We start from the raw sequence: 18,412 nt of genomic DNA on the forward strand, positions 1-18,412 counted from the left end.
TTTGATACCGTGGGGAAATCCTCAACAACGAGCTAGAAAAGGATGTTGATCCAGGTAGAGTAGCAGAAAAGAAGGCGCTTATTTTCCAGGCGATTGGGATAGTGGGGCTGCGTCGAACGCATGTTGAAGAAAACTGCCCTTTAACCTGCGTTTACGGCGCCGCTCTCGATTTCACTCGGCTGACGGCTCTTCTTAGCTCCTGTGGGAGCTCACAAGCTAATTTCTGCCTTTCCCAACGGTAGCAATTTTCGGGATGATTCTGCGGGCTTTTGCCGAATGATCCAGGTTCTGTTTGAAAATTACCTAATAAAAGTAAAAATACTGCCCTCCGCAGGGCATGACAAAACCGTCTACTATATTATAATAGAATTAGTGTTGTTTACCCAGTGTTATTTCTATTTATAGCTGTGCCTGATAGTTCGTCTACTCTCAATCTCATCTTATACAAGGGGAGAGGTGTTTTACATAAACAACTCTTCTGTAGATAAATATGTATAAGATCAACAGTGCACAGTATTGTGTAACTGCTACTATAGCAGTTACATGGAGGACAGTCTTGATGAGTTCTGCTTTCCTGTGGCGGAGCAGTGTTCCGCTGAGTGCTACTGATCTCCTTGCCCCTGACAATCAATGTATTCACCATTTGTTTGAGAGGCAAGTTAAAGCGACCCCCGACGCCATTGCCCTCCTTTTCGAGGACGAACAAATAAGCTACCGCCAGCTCGATCAACGTATTAACTATTTAGCTTATTATCTACAATGTCAAGGGGTTGGTCCCGAGGTGGTTGTGGGACTATATTTAGAACGTTCAATTGACATGGTAATATCGTTGCTGGCTATTCTCAAGGCAGGGGGAGCTTACGTTCCTCTGGACCCTGGTCATCCGACTGAACGTCTCAAATTTATTATGCAAGATGCTCGTATCAATATAGTCATTACTCAGAGGGAATTAGCTACCAGTGTAGCTGTGCCTATTCCGCATATCATTATAGTAAATGACAAGCATTCGACCAGACAACGGGATGAGATTAGCGAGATTACTTCCTTAGCCTGTGACTTGAACCTGGCATATGTTATCTATACTTCAGGCTCTACCGGAAAACCTAAAGGTGTTCAGCTTTTTCACAGAGGAGTCATAAACTTTTTGTTGCAAATGCGGCAAAAATTGAGAATTACGAGTACTGACAAGGTTTTAGCGATAACTACCCTTTCTTTTGATATTGCAGTGCTGGAACTATTATTGCCTCTCATTGTTGGAGCTTGTTCGGTTATTGTCCCGCGTGACACCTCGACTGATGGACAACAATTGGCAAAAAAGCTGCGCTCCAGTGGTGCGACAATCATGCAAGCAACTCCAACGACCTGGCATTTACTCCTGGAAGCTGAATGGCAAGATGGCCAGCAGTTAACTATGCTTTGTGGAGGGGAAGCTCTTTTACCTGAACTCGCACGGCGCCTTTTGTCCTGTGGAAAGGATTTATGGAATTTATATGGGCCGACTGAGGCTACAGTCTGGGCAACTATCTATAAGGTTGAGGGCGTGGCCAGAATTTTACCTATAGGATTTCCAATAAGAAATATGGAAATTTTGATTCTGGATAAGGATTTGCAAGCTGCCCCTGAAGGAGCGATAGGAGAACTCTATATCAGCGGCGTTGGAGTGGCACGCGGCTATCTCAACCGGCCGGATTTGACTGCCGAAAGGTTTGTCCCCAATCCATTTTCGCAAAAGCCCGGAGAGCGGCTGTATAAGACGGGTGACCTGGCTCGTCTACAAGCTAATGGCTCTATTGAGTTTCTCGGTCGCAATGACCAACAAGTCAAAGTTCATGGATATCGCATCGAGTTAGGCGAGATTGAGGCGGTGTTGACGCAATACCCTGATATCAGTAATGGAGTAGTGATCGTACAGGGAGAAACAAGCGAGGAGAAATATCTTGTTGCTTACCTGATAGCCAAACAGGCTCATGCTTTTCGACCTGGCGAATTGCGTAAATTTCTTCTAGAGCGCCTTCCTCACTACATGATTCCAGCCAAATTTGTGCTTTTAGAGGCCCTCCCACTTACTCCCAATGGTAAAGTTGACCGTAAAGCGCTTCCCAGACCTGAAAACGTCAGGCACAAACCTCTTGTAGCTCCGAGGAACGCATTGGAAGAGAGCATAGCAGCCATCTGGCAAGATATTTTGCGTGTGGAGTCAATCAGCATTGAGGATAACTTTTTTGAAATCGGTGGTCATTCATTGCTGGCCACGCGCATTGTTGCCCGTATCCGCGAAGCGTTCGGGATAGAAGTTTCGTTGTCAAATCTTCTACTTTGTCCGGTCCTGATGCAGTTCGCTCAGCTTGTTGAGCAGACCTTACGAACGAAGCAGGAAGAAAGAAGCAAGACGCTCCCTGTTGCTGTACCAGAAAACGTATCGGCACCCCTCTCTTTTACGCAGCAAGCATTGTGGCTATTCTCTACATTAGAGCCAGAGAATATTGCCTATAACCTGCCATATGCCTATCGTCTTAAGGGGCCGCTCTCTATCTGGGCATTGGAACAAAGTTTACAAGAAATTATGCAGCGTCATCAAATCTTGCGTACCTCCTTTGAGATAAGTGGATCTGAGCCGGTTCAGTTGGTTCTAGATGACTGTAAGCTCCTGTTCCAGGTCGTTGATCTTCTCTCACTGTCAACAGATGCCCGAAGCCATATCGCCATAGAACTGATGCGTATGATGTCACGGCGCCTATTTGACCTGTCGTCCGGCCCATTATTCCGAATAGCGCTTTTCCGATTGGGCTTTCAAGAGCACTTACTCCTATTCACATTCCATCATAGTATTTCAGATGATTGGTCTATGGAAGTGCTTCTTCAAGAATTAGCTATGCTCTATCCTGCCTTTGTGCGCCGAGAGACGCCTGCTTTATCTCCTCTTCCCTTCCAGTATAGTGATTTCGCACGTGGACAGAGGCAATGGCTTCCCGATAATTTGGCTAGCGAGCTTGCTTACTGGAAAGAACAGCTAGATGGAGCGCCAAGCTTTCTAGAACTGCCCACCGATAGGCCTCGTCCATCTATGCAGACTTACAATGGCGCTCGTGTAGCGCTGACGCTGCCCGACTCGTTGTATCGACCCCTTCAGGATTTGAGCAACCAGGAAGGCGCAACGCTCTTCATGACGCTATTAACTGCATATAAGATATTGCTTGCTTACTATAGTGGACAGTGGGAGATCGTAGTGGGGGCCGCTATTTCTGGACGCGATCAGCCGGAAGTCGAGAGGCTTATTGGCTATTTTGTTAATACGCTTGTGTTGCGAACGAATTTATCAGATAGACCTTCTTTCCGTAAAGCGCTCAGCAGGGTTCGGGAGGTATGTTTGCAGGCCTACGCCCATCCCCATGTTCCTTTAGATTATTTGGTGGATGCAGTGCATGCGGAACGCAACCTGAGCTATAATTCCCTTTTCCAGGTTTCATTCGCCCTGGCGACCTTTCCCCTGGATCAGATAGAAATGGCTGATGTCAGCCTACAGAGCATTGAAATAGATAATGGTACCGTGCAGTGTGATTTGCAAATGTGGCTTACTCAAGCGAATAAGGGCATCACGGGGTATATTGAGTATAATACAGACCTCTTCGATGCCAGCACCGCCGTAAGAATGTGCCAGCATTTTCATGTTTTGCTTGAAAAAATCGTTGCCCAACCAGATATTCCGCTTTCAGAAATAACTTTACTCTCATCTGTTGAGCAGCGAACTATCCTCTATGATTGGAATACAACGCAAACTGCCTATGCTCAGGATAGTTGTCTACACCAGATATTTGAGGTGCGAGCAGAGGCCATGCCCGAAGCCATAGCCCTCATCTTTGGCAGTCAGCACATGAGTTATGGGGAACTTAATCGGCGAGCCAATCAACTAGCTCACTACTTGCAAGATCAGGGAGTTGGCCCGGATGTGCTTGTTGGGCTTTGTCTCGAACGCTCAGTCGAGATGATTGTAGCTGTGCTAGCTATTCTCAAAGCCGGGGGGCTTATGTGCCCCTTGACCCTCAATATCCGCCAGAGCGACTACAGTTCATTATGCAAGATACCGCTCTAAAAAACCTGATAACTACAGTTCCCCTAAGAGAGCGCATGACCTGGGCCGCGCCAGCCAGGTTTATGTGTCTTGACCAATTGCCAGAGCTCTCCCAGCAGCAGGATTGCAATCCCAAGAGCCACACATACAGCGAGAATCTCGCATATATAATTTATACCTCGGGTTCTACTGGCTATCCCAAGGGTGCTATGCTTGCGCATAAAGGGGTTGTCAACTTGATCTGGGCACAAGTCAATATCTTTCAGCAGCAGCCTGCATCGCGTATACTGCAGTTTTCGTCGTTGAACTTCGATGCCTCTCTCTTTGAAATTGTCATGGCCTGGGGCGCTGGAACCATTCTGCATTTAGCCGAACAGGAGGTTTTTCGTTCGGGTCCCGAACTGATTTCCCTGCTCTATGAACAGGCGATTACGACCCTTACGATTCCGCCCTCAATCCTATCCGCTTTGTCATTTGACGTGCCTCCAGCCCATTTGCAGACATTGATCTGCGCAGGAGAGCCCTGTCCTGCATCTCTTGTTGCTACCTGGGCTGAAGGACGACATATGTTTAACGCCTATGGCCCTACGGAAACGACGGTATGGGCGTCTGTCCAACCATGCCTGGATATACAAACGCCCCCACCTATTGGGCATCCCATCGCCAATGTCAAGCTATATGTGCTGGACCCATGTTTACAACCTGTCCCCGTAGGGGTTCCAGGCGAACTTTATATTGGCGGAGCAGGACTTGCGCGTGGCTATTTCAATCGTCCGGCTATGACCGCTGAACGCTTTATTCCACATCCTTTCAGTACAGAACCAGGGGAGAGGCTCTACAAAACAGGAGATATCGTCAGCTATCTCGATTCTGGAGCCATAGAATATATTGGACGGAATGATGAACAAATCAAACTAAGAGGATTTCGGGTCGAACTGGGTGAAATAGATGCAACCTTGCGACGTCATCCCGCGATTCGTGATTGTGCACTGCTTGTAAGAGAAGATGAACCTGGAAATAAGAGGCTAGTTGCTTATGTAGTAATGCAGCCAGCCAGCACCTTTTCGCCAGGCGAGTTACGTGTCTTTCTGGAGGAACACCTGCCTGGCCACATGATACCTTCTTTCTATGTCCCTCTTGTTGATCTTCCCTTATCGCCAAATGGCAAGCTTGATCGGCGTTCCTTGCCTGTGCCTGAACAAAGCGAGACAACAAGGAGCAATACATATGTTGCTCCTACAGGCTTCGTTGAGAAGTTGCTAGCAGATATATGGAGCAACGTGTTGAAGGTCGAGCGTATTGGAATCTATGAGCATTTCTTTGAATTGGGCGGAGATTCTATTCTGGCTATTAGCGTCTGTAATCAGGCCAGGCAGGCTGGTTTAAAAATAACGCCCAGGCAGCTCTTCCGCTACCCAACTATCGCAGCGCTCGCTTTTCATGCCTTTAGCGCAACAGGTGGATCTACCCAGGCAGAGCAGGGATTCATCCTGGGTGAGGCCCCTTTGACGCCTATTCAAAGCTGGTTCTTTGCCCAGCAGCTTCCCAACCCTCATCACTGGAACATGGCCTGGCTCTTACAATTGAAGGAAAAGCTTTCGCCCGCCATACTGGAAAAAGCGCTAGGCTTCTTGCTCCAGCAGCATGATGCTCTGCGGCTACGCTTCTTTAGAGATGGGCAGCGGGATTGGCAGCAAAAGTTTGTGCCTCCCGATGCATTGGTACCATTCACGCTTGTTGATCTCGCAGCGCTTCCAGAGGCAGAACAATCTTTAACTATGGAGAGCATTATTGCTCGGCTGCAAACCAGCTTGCATCTTACATGTGGACCATTGATACGGGCAACTCTCTTTACTCTGGGACCTCAACGGTTAACATATCTTTTTCTTGTTGCGCATCATCTCGTCGTCGATGCTGTCTCCTGGCACATTCTGTTAGAAGATTTGCAGAAAGCATATAGACAATTTGCGCAAGGAAAGCCACTTTACCTGATGAAGACCGCATCGTTTAAACAATGGGCTTCTCTATTACATGAATATGTTCAGTCACAAGCAGCACAAGAGGAACTAGATTATTGGTTAGCTTATGCGCAAGAAACTGTTCCCCGCTTGCCGGCAGATTATAGTCATGGCCTCAATCTCGAAGCTACCGCTGCAGACGTTCTTGTACACCTTGATGGGCAAGAAACACGAATGCTCCTTCGAGAAATGCCCATTGTCTTCCAGGCACAGGTAACTGATATACTGCTGACGGCCCTGGCCTTAGCTGTAAAGCAGTGGACTGGTCAATCAAAAGTAGCCATAGATCTAGAAGGGCACGGGCGCGAAGAAATCAGAGAAGGGATTGATCTGACTCGAACGGTTGGCTGGTTTACGACACTCACTCCGCTTGTTCTCGATCTGGTTCAGGCGCAGGAGCCGGAAATGGGATTGCAGATCGTCAAAAAATATCTGCAACGCCTTCCTGAGAAAGGGATTGGCTATGGAGTTTTACGCTTTCTATCAGCAGAAAAGGAAGTTCGTGAGCGGCTAAAAGCCTTGTCTCAAGCCGAGATAAGCTTTAACTATCTGGGGAGCCAGGAACTAGAGGAAACTGATCTTTGGAGACCGATGCAGACATTTTGTGGACCTTATCATAGTCAGCAGGGGATGCGCCCTTACCTCATCGAAGTGAACTGCTTTATGCATGAAGGCAAGCTTTCCACGCAGTGGACGTACAGCAGTACTATCTACAATCAAACAACAATTGCACAGTTAGCTCAAGAATTTCAACGGATACTGCGCTCCCTGCTTCAACCAGATCAGGTGATCCAAGCCAGCACCCCGACCCCTGCGCAATTTCCGAAGGCTCGTACCAGCCAGAAAGATCTTATCAAAGTCCTTTCAAAAGTCAAGAATTTCGTCGGAGATGAGGTGTGAAATGCAGGCAAGTAACGTTGAAGATATCTATGAGCTTTCGCCAATGCAACAGGGAATACTCTATCACACTCTCTATGCACAGAAAGCGAGCATCTATGTCGTGCAATTTTGCTACCGCTTACACGGTGAGCTAGATACTTTTCAGTTCAAATTGGCATGGAGAAAGATAGTAGAGAGGCATGCTATCCTACGAACTTCTATCTACTGGAAGGAACTAGATAAGCCGTTGCAAGTCGTCCGGCTCCGAGTTAGCCTTCCCTGGGAAGAAGAAGACTGGAGATTTCTATCTTCGGCCGAGCAGCAAACGCATCTGCAAGCTTTGCTGCAACAAGATCAAACTTGCCGCTTTGACCTCACCCAGGCTCCCTTAATGCGCTTTAAACTAGTAAGGACAGCCAATGAGGCTTATTATTTCGTATGGTGCAGCCATCATATTATTCTCGATGGTTGGTCGGCCGCGTTGGTAATGGGAGAAGTATGGGAGACTTACCATGCAGCTCTGCAGATGCGCATAGCTCACCTACCAAGCGTAAGGCCCTATGGGGATTATATTGGCTGGCTACAACTCCGAGACGAAGCAGGCGCAGAAAGCTTCTGGCGACGGTTCCTAAAAAGGTTTCAAGTGCCTACGCCACTGCCTATCGAGCATATTGAGGATGCAGCGGGAGGAGAAAGGAGTCAGGGTGGTGCAGAAGAGGTACATCTCTCAGCATCAGATAGCGCTACATTGTATGCTTTTGCGAAAAGGAACCACATTACGTTGGGAACGCTTCTACAGGCAACCTGGGCCTTACTGCTCAGCCATTATAGCGGAGAAAGGGATGTTGTCTTTGGTCTTGTCTCTTCTGGACGCCCACTAACCTTAGCAGGCTCCGAGGCAATGGTCGGGCTATTTATCAACACGCTTCCCTTGCGCGTGCAGATTGATCCTGACACTACGGCGCTTTTATGGCTTAAACAGCTTCAGGAGCGAGTAGGTGAGATGCTCCAATATGAGTATGCTTCTCTTGTACAGATCCAAAATTGGAGCGAGGTGCCACGAGGACAATCGCTCTTTCAGAGTATTCTCGTCATTGAGAATTATCCTAAAGAGAGCGGATGGAATCAGACAGATGCTCTGAGCATCGAAACGCTTCAAACTGCTGAACAAACCAACTATCCACTTACGGCGATTGGCATAGCAGATCAGCAGATCACGCTAGAAATTAAATATGATCGAGCGCGTTTTGAGCGGCTTGCGATCAAACGTATGCTTGGTCACTGGCAGACACTCCTCACGCATTTGATTGATAATGTCGATCAGCATCCACTCGAAGTGGCATTATTAACCGAAGCGGAACGCCTCCAGATCATCGAAGAATGGAATCGTACGAGCATTGACTATCCACAAGCACTCTGTCTACACCATCTTTTTGAGAGCCAGGCCCTGCGTTCTCCCGACAGCATTGCTCTTGTATATAAAGAAGAACATATCAGTTATCAAGCACTGAACGAGCGCGCCGATTACCTGGCGAACGTTCTCACGAAGGAGGGAGCGGGTCCAGAGACGCTGATCGGAGTTTACCTGGGTCGCTCTTCAGAACTTATAATTGCTCTATTGGCAATCCTGAAAGCTGGCGCAGCCTATCTTCCCCTCGATCCAACATACCCACAAAAGCGATTGAGCTTTATGCTAGCCGATGCCCATGTCTCAATGGTCTTGACACAGGAACGTTATTGCGCGTCGTTGCCTACAGGAAGCTTTAGGATCATCTGCTTGGAGAGAGAATGGGGAAAGGCGGTAGGAGCGCTCTGCACGCCTCAGCCGGCTTTGTCTGGAGAAAATGCTGCCTATGTGATCTACACCTCAGGCTCGACAGGCCAACCTAAAGGCGTGGTAGTTCCTCATCGTTCCTTAGTTCACCATACATTCGCGATCAATGAAAAGTATGCGCTGGGACCTGGCGATCGCGTTCTACAGTTTGCTTCCATTAGCTTCGATGTGGCGGCGGAAGAAATCTTCGCTACTTTGAGCAAAGGGGCTACTCTGATATTGAAGCCTGAGCAAGAAACGAGTCAACTGCAAGATTTTCTTATCTGGGTACAGCGTTTGAGGTTAACGGTTCTTAATCTGCCCACACCTTACTGGCATGAATGGATGAGGGCGGTTGAGAGCGGCACCAGGCTGCTCCCCCAGGCGCTACGCCTGGTGGTTGTAGGAAGCGATACAACTCTAACGAAGCCACTTACCACCTGGCAACAATATACGCAGGGAAGGATTCGCCTCTTTCACGCATATGGCACGACCGAGACAACCATTACGGCGACTATTTATGATCTGCAAAACAAGGAGCCCTCGCTCGCTTCTCCTACTATCCCGATTGGCCGTCCCATAGCAAATACATCCATCTACATTCTTGATAATCTGCTCCATCCGGTACCTCAAGGAATTTTGAGGGAGCTCTATATTGGCGGCCTGGGGGTTGCACAATGCTATCTCAACCGACCCGAGCTCACAGCAGAGAACTTCATACCTGACCCGTTTGGACAGAGGAACGGAGCTCTACTTTACAGGACAGGAGATCAGGCCCGTTATCTTGCCGATGGCGTGATTGAATTCCTGGGACGCCGTGATAGTCAGGTGAAGCTACGGGGATATCGCGTTGAGCCGGGAGAGGTAGAGGTCGCGCTTAATCAACATTCTCTTGTACGATCTGCAGCGGTGGTAGCCCAGGAAGAATCTTCTGGACATCGAAGCCTTGCTGCCTACGTTGTGCCTGACACTTCAGTTCAGTGCGACCCTTCTTCTGCTGAGGCGCTTGAGTTCAGCTTGCAGCTGCGTCGCTATCTGCAAGAGAAACTTCCGTCGTATATGCTTCCCGCTTCGATCAATTTACAACGCAGGCTGCCACTCACAACTAATGGCAAGATTGATCGCAAGGCCTTAGTCGCCTATCCACGGCTACCACCACAAACAGCATCCACAGAATACATTGCACCGAGTACGCCCCTTGAGCGTTTAAGTGCCAGCATCTGGCAAGAAATTTTGGGCGTTGAGAAGATAGGCATCAACGATAACTTTTTTGAATTGGGAGGGCACTCGCTTCTCATCATGCAATTTCATAGTAAGCTTCAACAAGCGCTTAACAGGGAAGTATCCCTGATTGACTTCTTCAGGAATCCAACCATTCGCGCTCTCACAGCTTCTTTAGAGCAAAAACAAGAGATACTGCGAGAGGTAGAGCAGGCAGGCGAGCAGGAGGAAAGAATCAGCCGTGGGAAGGGTCGTCTCCGGCAAAGGATGGAAAACCGACGCCGACCCGTGGAAAGGTAAGGAAACTTGTATGTCTACTGATGCAGCGTATCAAAATGAAGATTTAGCAATTGCTATTATTGGGATGGCAGGTCGCTTTCCTCAAGCCAACACGCTGGCACAGTTCTGGCAAAATTTACAGGAAGGTCGAGAAACCATCAGGTTTTTTCCCGATGAGGAATTGTTAGCAAACGGTGTTGATCCGCGTGTGTTGTGCAATCCTCAATATGTAAAAGCCAGGCACATTCTGGAAGATATAGACCTGTTTGACGCAGCATTTTTTGGGTATTCTAGCCGTGAAGCTGAGATCATAGACCCTCAACACCGGCTCTTTCTTGAATGTGCCTGGGAAGCGCTAGAGAATGCCGGCTATGATCCTCAGACGTTTAAAGGGCCGATAGGAATCTACGCAGGGGGGGCATTAATGAGTATCTCTGGAAGAATGTCTATCCCAATCGAGAACGGCTTAGTGCGCTCAGTGATTATCAGATCGTACTTGGCGCGGACAAGGACTATTTAGCAACGCGTGTTTCCTATAAACTTAACTTGCGAGGGCCCGCTCTCAATATCCAGACCGCGTGTTCTAGTTCTCTTGTTGCCGTGCACCTGGCAAGTCAAGGATTGTTAAATGGCGAGTGTGATATGGCACTGGCAGGGGGGGTCAGCCTGGATGTAGATCCACAGGTTGGCTATATGTACCAGGAGGGAGGCATACAATCCCCAGATGGACACTGCCGGGCTTTTGATGCAAAGGCTCAGGGCGCAGTCAGCGGTAGCGGCGTTGGCATCGTGGTGCTTAAAAGGCTCAGCGAAGCATTGGAAGATGGAGATTATATCTACGCCATAATTAAAGGGTCGGCAATCAACAACGATGGAGCAGAGAAAGTAAGCTTTACGGCTCCAGGGGTAAATGGGCAAGCGCAGGTGATCAGATCTGCCCACCTTGTTGCAGGTATTGATCCAACTTCGGTCTCTTACATCGAGGCCCATGGAACTGGAACCCCTCTTGGCGACCCGATTGAAATAGCTGCGCTAACTGAGGCTTTTTCTCACGGTACAACTGATAAAAGCTTTTGTGCCATCGGCTCAGTGAAAACAAATATTGGACATCTCGACGCTGCAGCAGGGATAGCAGGCTTGATCAAAGCAACGTTAGCACTGAAATACCGCAAGATTCCCCCAAGCCTGCATTATGAAACTCCCAATCCCAAAATAAATTTTGCTGACAGCCCTTTCTATGTCAACACCCAGCTCAAAGAGTGGGGGAGCGATAAACTTCCCAGGCGGGCCGGCGTAAGCTCTTTTGGTATAGGAGGGACAAATGCACACATTGTTCTGGAAGAGGCTCCAGCGCAGACAGCGTTTGAGCGTCAGGTCCCCTGGCATCTTTTAGTGCTTTCGGCCAAAACTGATTCTGCGCTGGAGAAGATGACGGATAACCTTGCCAGCGACCTGCAAAGATTACCTGATTCTGATCTTGCCGATATTGCCTATACATTGCAAGTAGGACGTCAACATTTCAATCATCGGCGTATTCTTGTCTGCTCTCGTTCAGATAATGCTATACAGGCTCTAGAAACAAGGGATAAGCAAAGAATATTTACCAACGTAACATACCTAAGAGAGCGCCCGGTGTGTTTCCTCTTTCCCGGCCAGGGTGCCCAATATGTCTATATGGCAGAGGATCTCTACAGAGACGAACCGTCCTTCCGTCAAACGGTTGACCATTGTTGCGACTTACTTTATCCACACTTAGGAAGAGATCTACGTGATATCCTTTATCCTGCGCAGCGTGCGTCGGAGCGAGATGCGCAACTGTTGCGTCAAACGGCAATTACTCAACCGGCTCTCTTTGTCATAGAGTATGCGCTCAGTCAGTTGTGGATGAAGTGGGGAGTCCAGCCAGCAGCGATGCTAGGCCATAGTATAGGAGAATATATCGCTGCATGCCTGGCCGGCGTCTTTTCTCTAGAAGATGGATTAAAAATTGTGGCCGAACGCGGAAAGCTCATACAATCATTGCCAGGGGGAGCAATGATGGCTATCACTCTTCCCGAGGCTGCCATTCTTCCGCTGCTGGATCAAGAGCTATCCTTAGCAGCTATTAATAGTTCTTCACGCTGTGTTGTGGCTGGACCAATCGATGCAGTTGAAGCTTTGAAACGAACTTTGCAGCAGCAGGGCATTGCCCATCAAATGTTATCTACCTCTCACGCTTTTCACTCTGTCATGATGGAGCCAATCCTTGAAGAATTTACTAGCATTGTTGGCGCTATTCAATTGCAAAAGCCTCGCATTCCTTATATTTCAAATGTGACAGGAACCTGGATTACGGAAGGAGAGGCTACTGACCCGGCTTACTGGGGCAGGCATTTGCGAGAAACAGTACGCTTTTCCCAGGGTTGCGAGACATTATTGCGCGAGACTGAAGGGTTGGTCCTCGAAGTAGGGCCTGGTTGTACTCTCAGTTCACTCGTCCACCGAGCTTTGCCGAAGACACCCCGGCACACGATACTCTCCTCTCTGGACCATCGCCAGTATCGATCCGACACACAGGCACTTTTGTATGCGCTGGGTCAACTCTGGCTAGAGGGTGGAAATGTTGTATGGGAACGCCTTTATGCTAGCAAAGAACGATGCCGTGTACCCCTCTCAACCTATCAATTTGAGCGTAAACGCTACTGGCTCTCTACCCCTGGGTCTTCAGTAGCTCTGTCGCCACAAAAAACCAGGGGAGATGAGCAGGAGGCAGCAATGTCTGAAATTTCGATGCCTTCGGGGCTATCTCAGCGCGGAGAACAAATCGCCGCTCTTTTACGGACAGATTTTAGCCAGTTGCTAGGAGAAGATAGCGAAAATATTGATTCAACGACAACCTTCCTTGAAATGGGAGCAGATTCTCTTTCCCTTCTACAGGCAAGCCAGATGATTCAGAATAGATTCGGTTTCGGCATCCCGTTTCGTCTTCTCCTGGAAGAGTACTCAACTATTCATAAGCTGGCAGCCCTTATCGAGCAGAACATATCTTCCGAACAGTTGTCTGCGCTCCTTCCTTCAACTGAAGTGCCCATTTCGGATGTTCAGCAGTCTACCACAAGTCCGGTTTCTACTCATGATGACGCTGAGTATGGTCTCTACTCTATTAAGGAGGGTCGTTCCCAGGCAACCAATGGAGCAGCCGCTCCTGCTGTTACTGCGAACGATATCGGGCAGCTTATGCAGCAACAGCTTCAGCTAGTTTCGCAAGTCATAGAAAAACAGCTAGCGTTGCTCCGTGCGGCGCCAGAAGCTACTCCCGGGATGGAGACTTCACAACCTGAAAATGTTCATGCTTCCCTGATGGCCCAGCCAGTTTCTCTCCCTTCTAATAAGGAGGTGCCCAGACCATTTATCCCTTATCAGCCGGTAAGAAGCAGGCTCAATGCTGAGTTGACATCTCGCCAGCAGACATATCTGGAGCGCTTTATTCAACGCTACACGCTGCGAACCCGGGGCTCAAAACAGTACGCTAGCGATTATCGTCCTTTTCTCGCTGATAGTCGCTGGGTAAAGGGCTTCCGTCTGGCCTTAAAAGAGCTGGTCTATCCGCTGGTGGTAAGCTCTGCCCATGGAGCGCGTATATGGGATGTTGATGGGAATGAATATATAGACACAGCAATGGGTTACGGTTCTTTGTTGTTTGGGCATTCACCATCGTTTATTGAAGAGATTGTAGAACAACAACTCAAGCGAGGTATGCGCATTGGCATCGAAACCGATCAAACTGGAATTGCTGCACGTTTGCTTTGCCAGATCACTGGTAACGAACGGGCTACCTTCTGCAACTCTGGAACAGAGGCTGTCATGATAGCGTTGCGCCTGGTGCGAGCTGCAACCGGGCGCCAAAAAATCGCATTGTTTGCAGGCTCGTATCACGGCACCTTTGATGGCATTCTGGTAATTCCCGGGGAGAATAAGCAAGGCCAGATGCTGGCACTACCAATGGCTCCAGGTATTCCACCTAACATGGTTGAGGATGTCATTATTCTGCGTTTCGGTGATGCTCAAGCGTTGAATGTGGTAAGAAGCCACGCGCATGAACTGGCGGCCGTTCTCGTTGAGCCACTGCAAAGCCGCAGGCCTGATCTCGTTCTGCCAGAGTTTTTGCGAGAGCTCAGGCTGCTTACAGAAGAGCACGGCATTGCTCTCATCTTTGATGAGGTTGTGACTGGCTTTCGCGTGCATCCACGCGGCATTCAAGGCCTGGTAGGTATCCAGGCTGATATTACCACGTATGGCAAAGCGTTGGGCGGAGGATTGCCTGTTGCCGCTATTGCTGGCAAAGCAGCCTATATGGACACTATTGATGGGGGGCAATGGAGTTACGGTGATGCATCTTTGCCAGAGGCAAGAGAAACTTTTGTCGCAGGCACTTATTTCAAACATCCACTGATAATGCCTGTTGTTTGCGCTATCTTAAAGCGAGTCGAGGAAAGCAATAATGTATTGGAAACGCGTACCTCTGCTCTAGTAGAGCGTGTAAATCTCATCTGCGAACAGCGCCAGGCTCCACTCAAACTTGTACATTTTTCTTCGCTTTTCCGTTTCGTATTTGCGCAGGAAGTTCCTGCGCTGGCTGAAGAGGTCTTTTTCTATCACATGATAGAGAAGGGGATTTATATCTGGGAAGGGCGCAACTGTTTTCTATCAACCGCCCATACTGAAAGCGATATCGAACAGATCTGCCTGGCCGTTGCTAGTAGTATTGCCGAGATGCAGGAGGGAGGTTTTTTCCCTGAGCAGCCCAATTCAACTCCGCCTCGGGGGAACGAGCCTCACAAGACAGAAGTTCAGCATTTTCCGCTTTCGGATGCCCAGCAGGAAGTCTGGGTGATGTCTCAAATGGGAGAAGAGGTATCGAGTGCTTATAACGAAGCGCTTGTTGTGCATTTGTATGGTCCTCTCCAGGAAGAAGCTATGCAGGTTGCTCTGCAAGAGTTAGTCAATCGTCACGAGTCCCTGCGAGCCACTTTTAGTCCTTCTGGTGACTACCAATGTATCTTTGCTACCCGAAAGCTGGATTTTGAGGTGCTTGAATTTTCTGCACTCGAACAGAACCAGCAGGATGAGCGGATTGCAAGCTGGCTCGCAGAAGCACGGCAGCAGCCCTTTGATCTGGTGCATGGACCTTTATTCCGCGCCGGGATGATCAGGCTGGAGAGGCATCATTCTTTGCTTGTCCTGCTTTATCACCATCTTGTTGTCGATGGCTGGTCCTGTGGCATAATTTTGCAAGAACTAGGCGAGCTCTATACTGCTGCTTGCCATCATTCCGCACCTGACTTACCAGAGGCCATGCAATATAGCGATTATGTGCGTTGGCTTGCGGCATTAGAGCAAAACGGGGAAATAGCCCGAGCGGAAACCTACTGGTTGAAGCAATTCCCTGAAGGTATACCTGTGACGGAACTTCCCCTTGACCAGCCTCGACCAGCATTTAAGACCTATACTGGAAAGCGCGTAAAAAGCAATCTGGATTCGGAACTAGTTTCGCGACTAGAAAAATTAGGGAGACAAAACGGATGTACGCTTTTCAGCGTACTCCTGGCAGGATTTCAGGTCTTTTTACATCAACTGACAAAACAGCACGACATTGTAGTAGGTGTTCCAGGCGCAGGGCAATCGACCGCTGGAGGCCAACATCTCGTGGGCCATTGTGTCAATCTTTTGCCGATACATAGCCATCTTGAGCGAGGAGTGCGCTTCGTTCAATATCTAGCTCAGGTAAAGCAAACGCTACTTGATGCTTATGACCACCAGGCCTATTCGCTATTTCGCTTGATGAGGCGGCTCAAGTTGGCTCGTGATGCAAGCCGACCATCCTTGATTAGCGCGACTTTTAATCTCGACGTTCTGGAAGAGCCGACTTTCCCAGGTCTACAGGCGAAGATTGATAAAGCATTGGGCAGTGCAGTAACCGCCAAGTTTGAGATGGATCTGAATGTTGTCAAACAAGGAAAGGAATTTGAGCTGAATTGTGACTATAATGCTGATCTTTTTGCCGAGAAAACGATCAAGTCCTGGCTCCAACAATTCCTGCATGTATTGACGATAATCACTTCTAATCCTGAGCTTCTTATCGATGACATTCGCATCGCGGTAAGTGATTCAAGCTCTTCGCCAGCACTTCTGAGTGAAGAGGAGCGAGAGCGGGTGCTGTGGGAGTGGAACCAGACGCAGCGGCCCTACCCGCAGCACGAGAGCCTGGCCTCCCTTTTCGCCCAGCAGGTGGCCCGGGCGCCAGAGCGTATCGGGTTGGTCTGGCACGAGGAGCACGTGACCTATGCCTGCCTGCAGCAGCAAGCCCAGCAGCTGGCGGCTCATCTGCGTGATGAGGGAGTGGGGGCCGAGGAGGTGGTGAGCTTGTATCTGCCTCGCGGTCCCCACCTGCTGCTGGGAGTGCTGGCGGTGGTGCATGCCGGGGCTGCTTACTTGCCTCTGGAGCCGAGCTATCCAGCTGAGCGGGTACGCTTCATGCTCCAGGATGCGCGACCGCGCTTGCTGCTCACCCTTTCCTCTCTGCGCTCCCAATTGCCGCAGGTACCAGGGCTAGGTGTGCTCTGCCTGGATGCTTTGGAGGCTGAGCCAGCGCCAGCGGAGTCGTTTCCTCAACCAGCCGCTGCCCATAGCCAGCAACTGGCCTATGTGCTTTACACCTCGGGCTCGACCGGAGCGCCCAAGGGCATCAGCGTTCCTCTGCAGGCGGTGAGCCGGCTGGTCTGCAATCCCGACTATGTGCGCCTCGATGCCCACAGTTGGGTGGGGCAAGCCTCGACCCTCTCCTTTGATGCGGCGACCTTTGAGCTGTGGGGGGCCTGGCTCAATGGGGGACGGGTGATCGGGATCGCCCGCGAGAGCCTGCTGGCGCCTGAGCAGTTGCAGGAAGAGCTAGAGCAGCAGGCGGTCTCGGTGCTCTTTGTGACCACGGCGTTGCTGCATCAACTGCTGGCCACCCACCCGCGCACCCTGGGAAGCGTTTCTACTCTGCTCTTTGGCGGGGAGCGTGCTGATCCGGCCTGGATCCGGCTGGCCCGCGAGGTGCAGGGAAAGGGGAAATTGGTGCATGTGTATGGTCCAACGGAGAACACGACCTTTAGCACGTTCTCCGAGGTTGCGCAGGTGCCTGAGGACGCTCAGACGGTGCCGATTGGCAGGCCGATTGCCAATTCGAGCGCCTATGTGCTTGATGGCCACCTACAGCCGCTGGCCAGAGGAGAGATAGGGGAGCTCTATGTGGGAGGTGATGGGCTGGCACGAGGATATGTGCAGCGAGCTGAGCTGACGGCCGAACGCTTTGTACCCCATCCCTTCTCAGAGGAACCAGGGACCCGGCTCTATCGCACGGGAGATCTGGTGCGCTGGGGAGAGGGGGAGAGCTGGAGTTTGTGGGGAGGGCAGACCAGCAGGTCAAGCTGCATGGCTATCGCATCGAGCTGGAGGAGATCGAGCAGGTGCTCAAGAGGCAGGTGGGTGTGCAACAGGCGGTGGTGCTCTTGCAGGAAAGCTCCTCGACGCACAAGCAGTTGCAGGCCTACCTGGTGCCCGAGCCGGGACACGCCCTCTCACTAGAGCAGGTGCGAGAGGCGCTGGGTCGGCAGCTGCCCAGCTATATGCAGCTGGCCGGCTATCGGCTACTGCCGCGGCTGCCCTTAACGGCCAATGGCAAACTGGATCGGCGCGCCTTGCTGGCTGAGGGCGGGCAGGCAGAGGAAGCAAGGAGGGAGGAGCAGAGGGAGTATGTGGCTCCGCGCACGCAAGAAGAGCGGAGCTTAGCGCATATCTGGGAGCAAGTGTTACGGGTGCCGCGGGTGGGAGTGCAGGACAACTACTTTGAGCTGGGAGGGGACTCCATCCTTGGCATCAGCATCATCGCTCGCGCCAATCAGGCAAACTTCTCCTTCACACTGAAGGATCTTTTTGAACATCAGACAATTGCTGCCTTAATGCTCGCGAGGGAAGGAGAGCATTCTGCCGAATCGGTCAAGTTGGAAGCAACGGGGAGTACCTCAACTCAGAATATCTCAGTGGAACTGAGTTCTGAGGACATGACGAATCTCATGTCAGAGTTGAGTGAAACAAAGGAGTAGAGCACAA

4 protein-coding genes and 2 pseudogenes are annotated in these 18,412 nt (G+C 50.1%); all 6 read left to right on the forward strand.

Annotation, left to right across the window (positions count from 1 at the left end; all coding sequences use genetic code 11):
- Window positions 1-559: 559 nt before the first annotated feature.
- Window positions 560-2,068 (forward strand): annotated as a pseudogene (locus EPA93_RS50720) (non-ribosomal peptide synthetase); the annotation flags it as partial.
- A gap of 102 nt (window positions 2,069-2,170) precedes the next feature.
- A pseudogene (locus EPA93_RS50725) lies at window positions 2,171-6,984 on the forward strand (condensation domain-containing protein); the annotation flags it as partial.
- A 4-nt stretch (window positions 6,985-6,988) separates the two neighbouring features.
- Window positions 6,989-10,300 (forward strand): non-ribosomal peptide synthetase, encoded by a 3,312-nt coding sequence (locus tag EPA93_RS15030; RefSeq protein ID WP_165423126.1) that lies wholly within the window; start codon window positions 6,989-6,991, stop codon window positions 10,298-10,300.
- A 10-nt stretch (window positions 10,301-10,310) separates the two neighbouring features.
- Window positions 10,311-10,799 (forward strand): beta-ketoacyl synthase N-terminal-like domain-containing protein, encoded by a 489-nt coding sequence (locus EPA93_RS50320; protein WP_207229554.1) that lies wholly within the window; start codon window positions 10,311-10,313, stop codon window positions 10,797-10,799.
- Window positions 10,769-17,887 (forward strand): hybrid non-ribosomal peptide synthetase/type I polyketide synthase, encoded by a 7,119-nt coding sequence (locus tag EPA93_RS50325; RefSeq protein WP_277988976.1) that lies wholly within the window; start codon window positions 10,769-10,771, stop codon window positions 17,885-17,887. The genes EPA93_RS50320 and EPA93_RS50325 overlap by 31 nt, the downstream gene beginning before the upstream one ends.
- Window positions 17,770-18,405, forward strand: a complete 636-nt coding sequence (locus EPA93_RS15050) for a phosphopantetheine-binding protein (RefSeq protein WP_129888302.1) — start codon at window positions 17,770-17,772, stop codon at window positions 18,403-18,405. The genes EPA93_RS50325 and EPA93_RS15050 overlap by 118 nt, the downstream gene beginning before the upstream one ends.
- Window positions 18,406-18,412 lie beyond the last annotated feature (7 nt).

The sequence above is a fragment of the Ktedonosporobacter rubrisoli genome, assembly GCF_004208415.1.
GTDB classification, from domain to species: Bacteria; Chloroflexota; Ktedonobacteria; order Ktedonobacterales; family Ktedonobacteraceae; genus Ktedonosporobacter; species Ktedonosporobacter rubrisoli.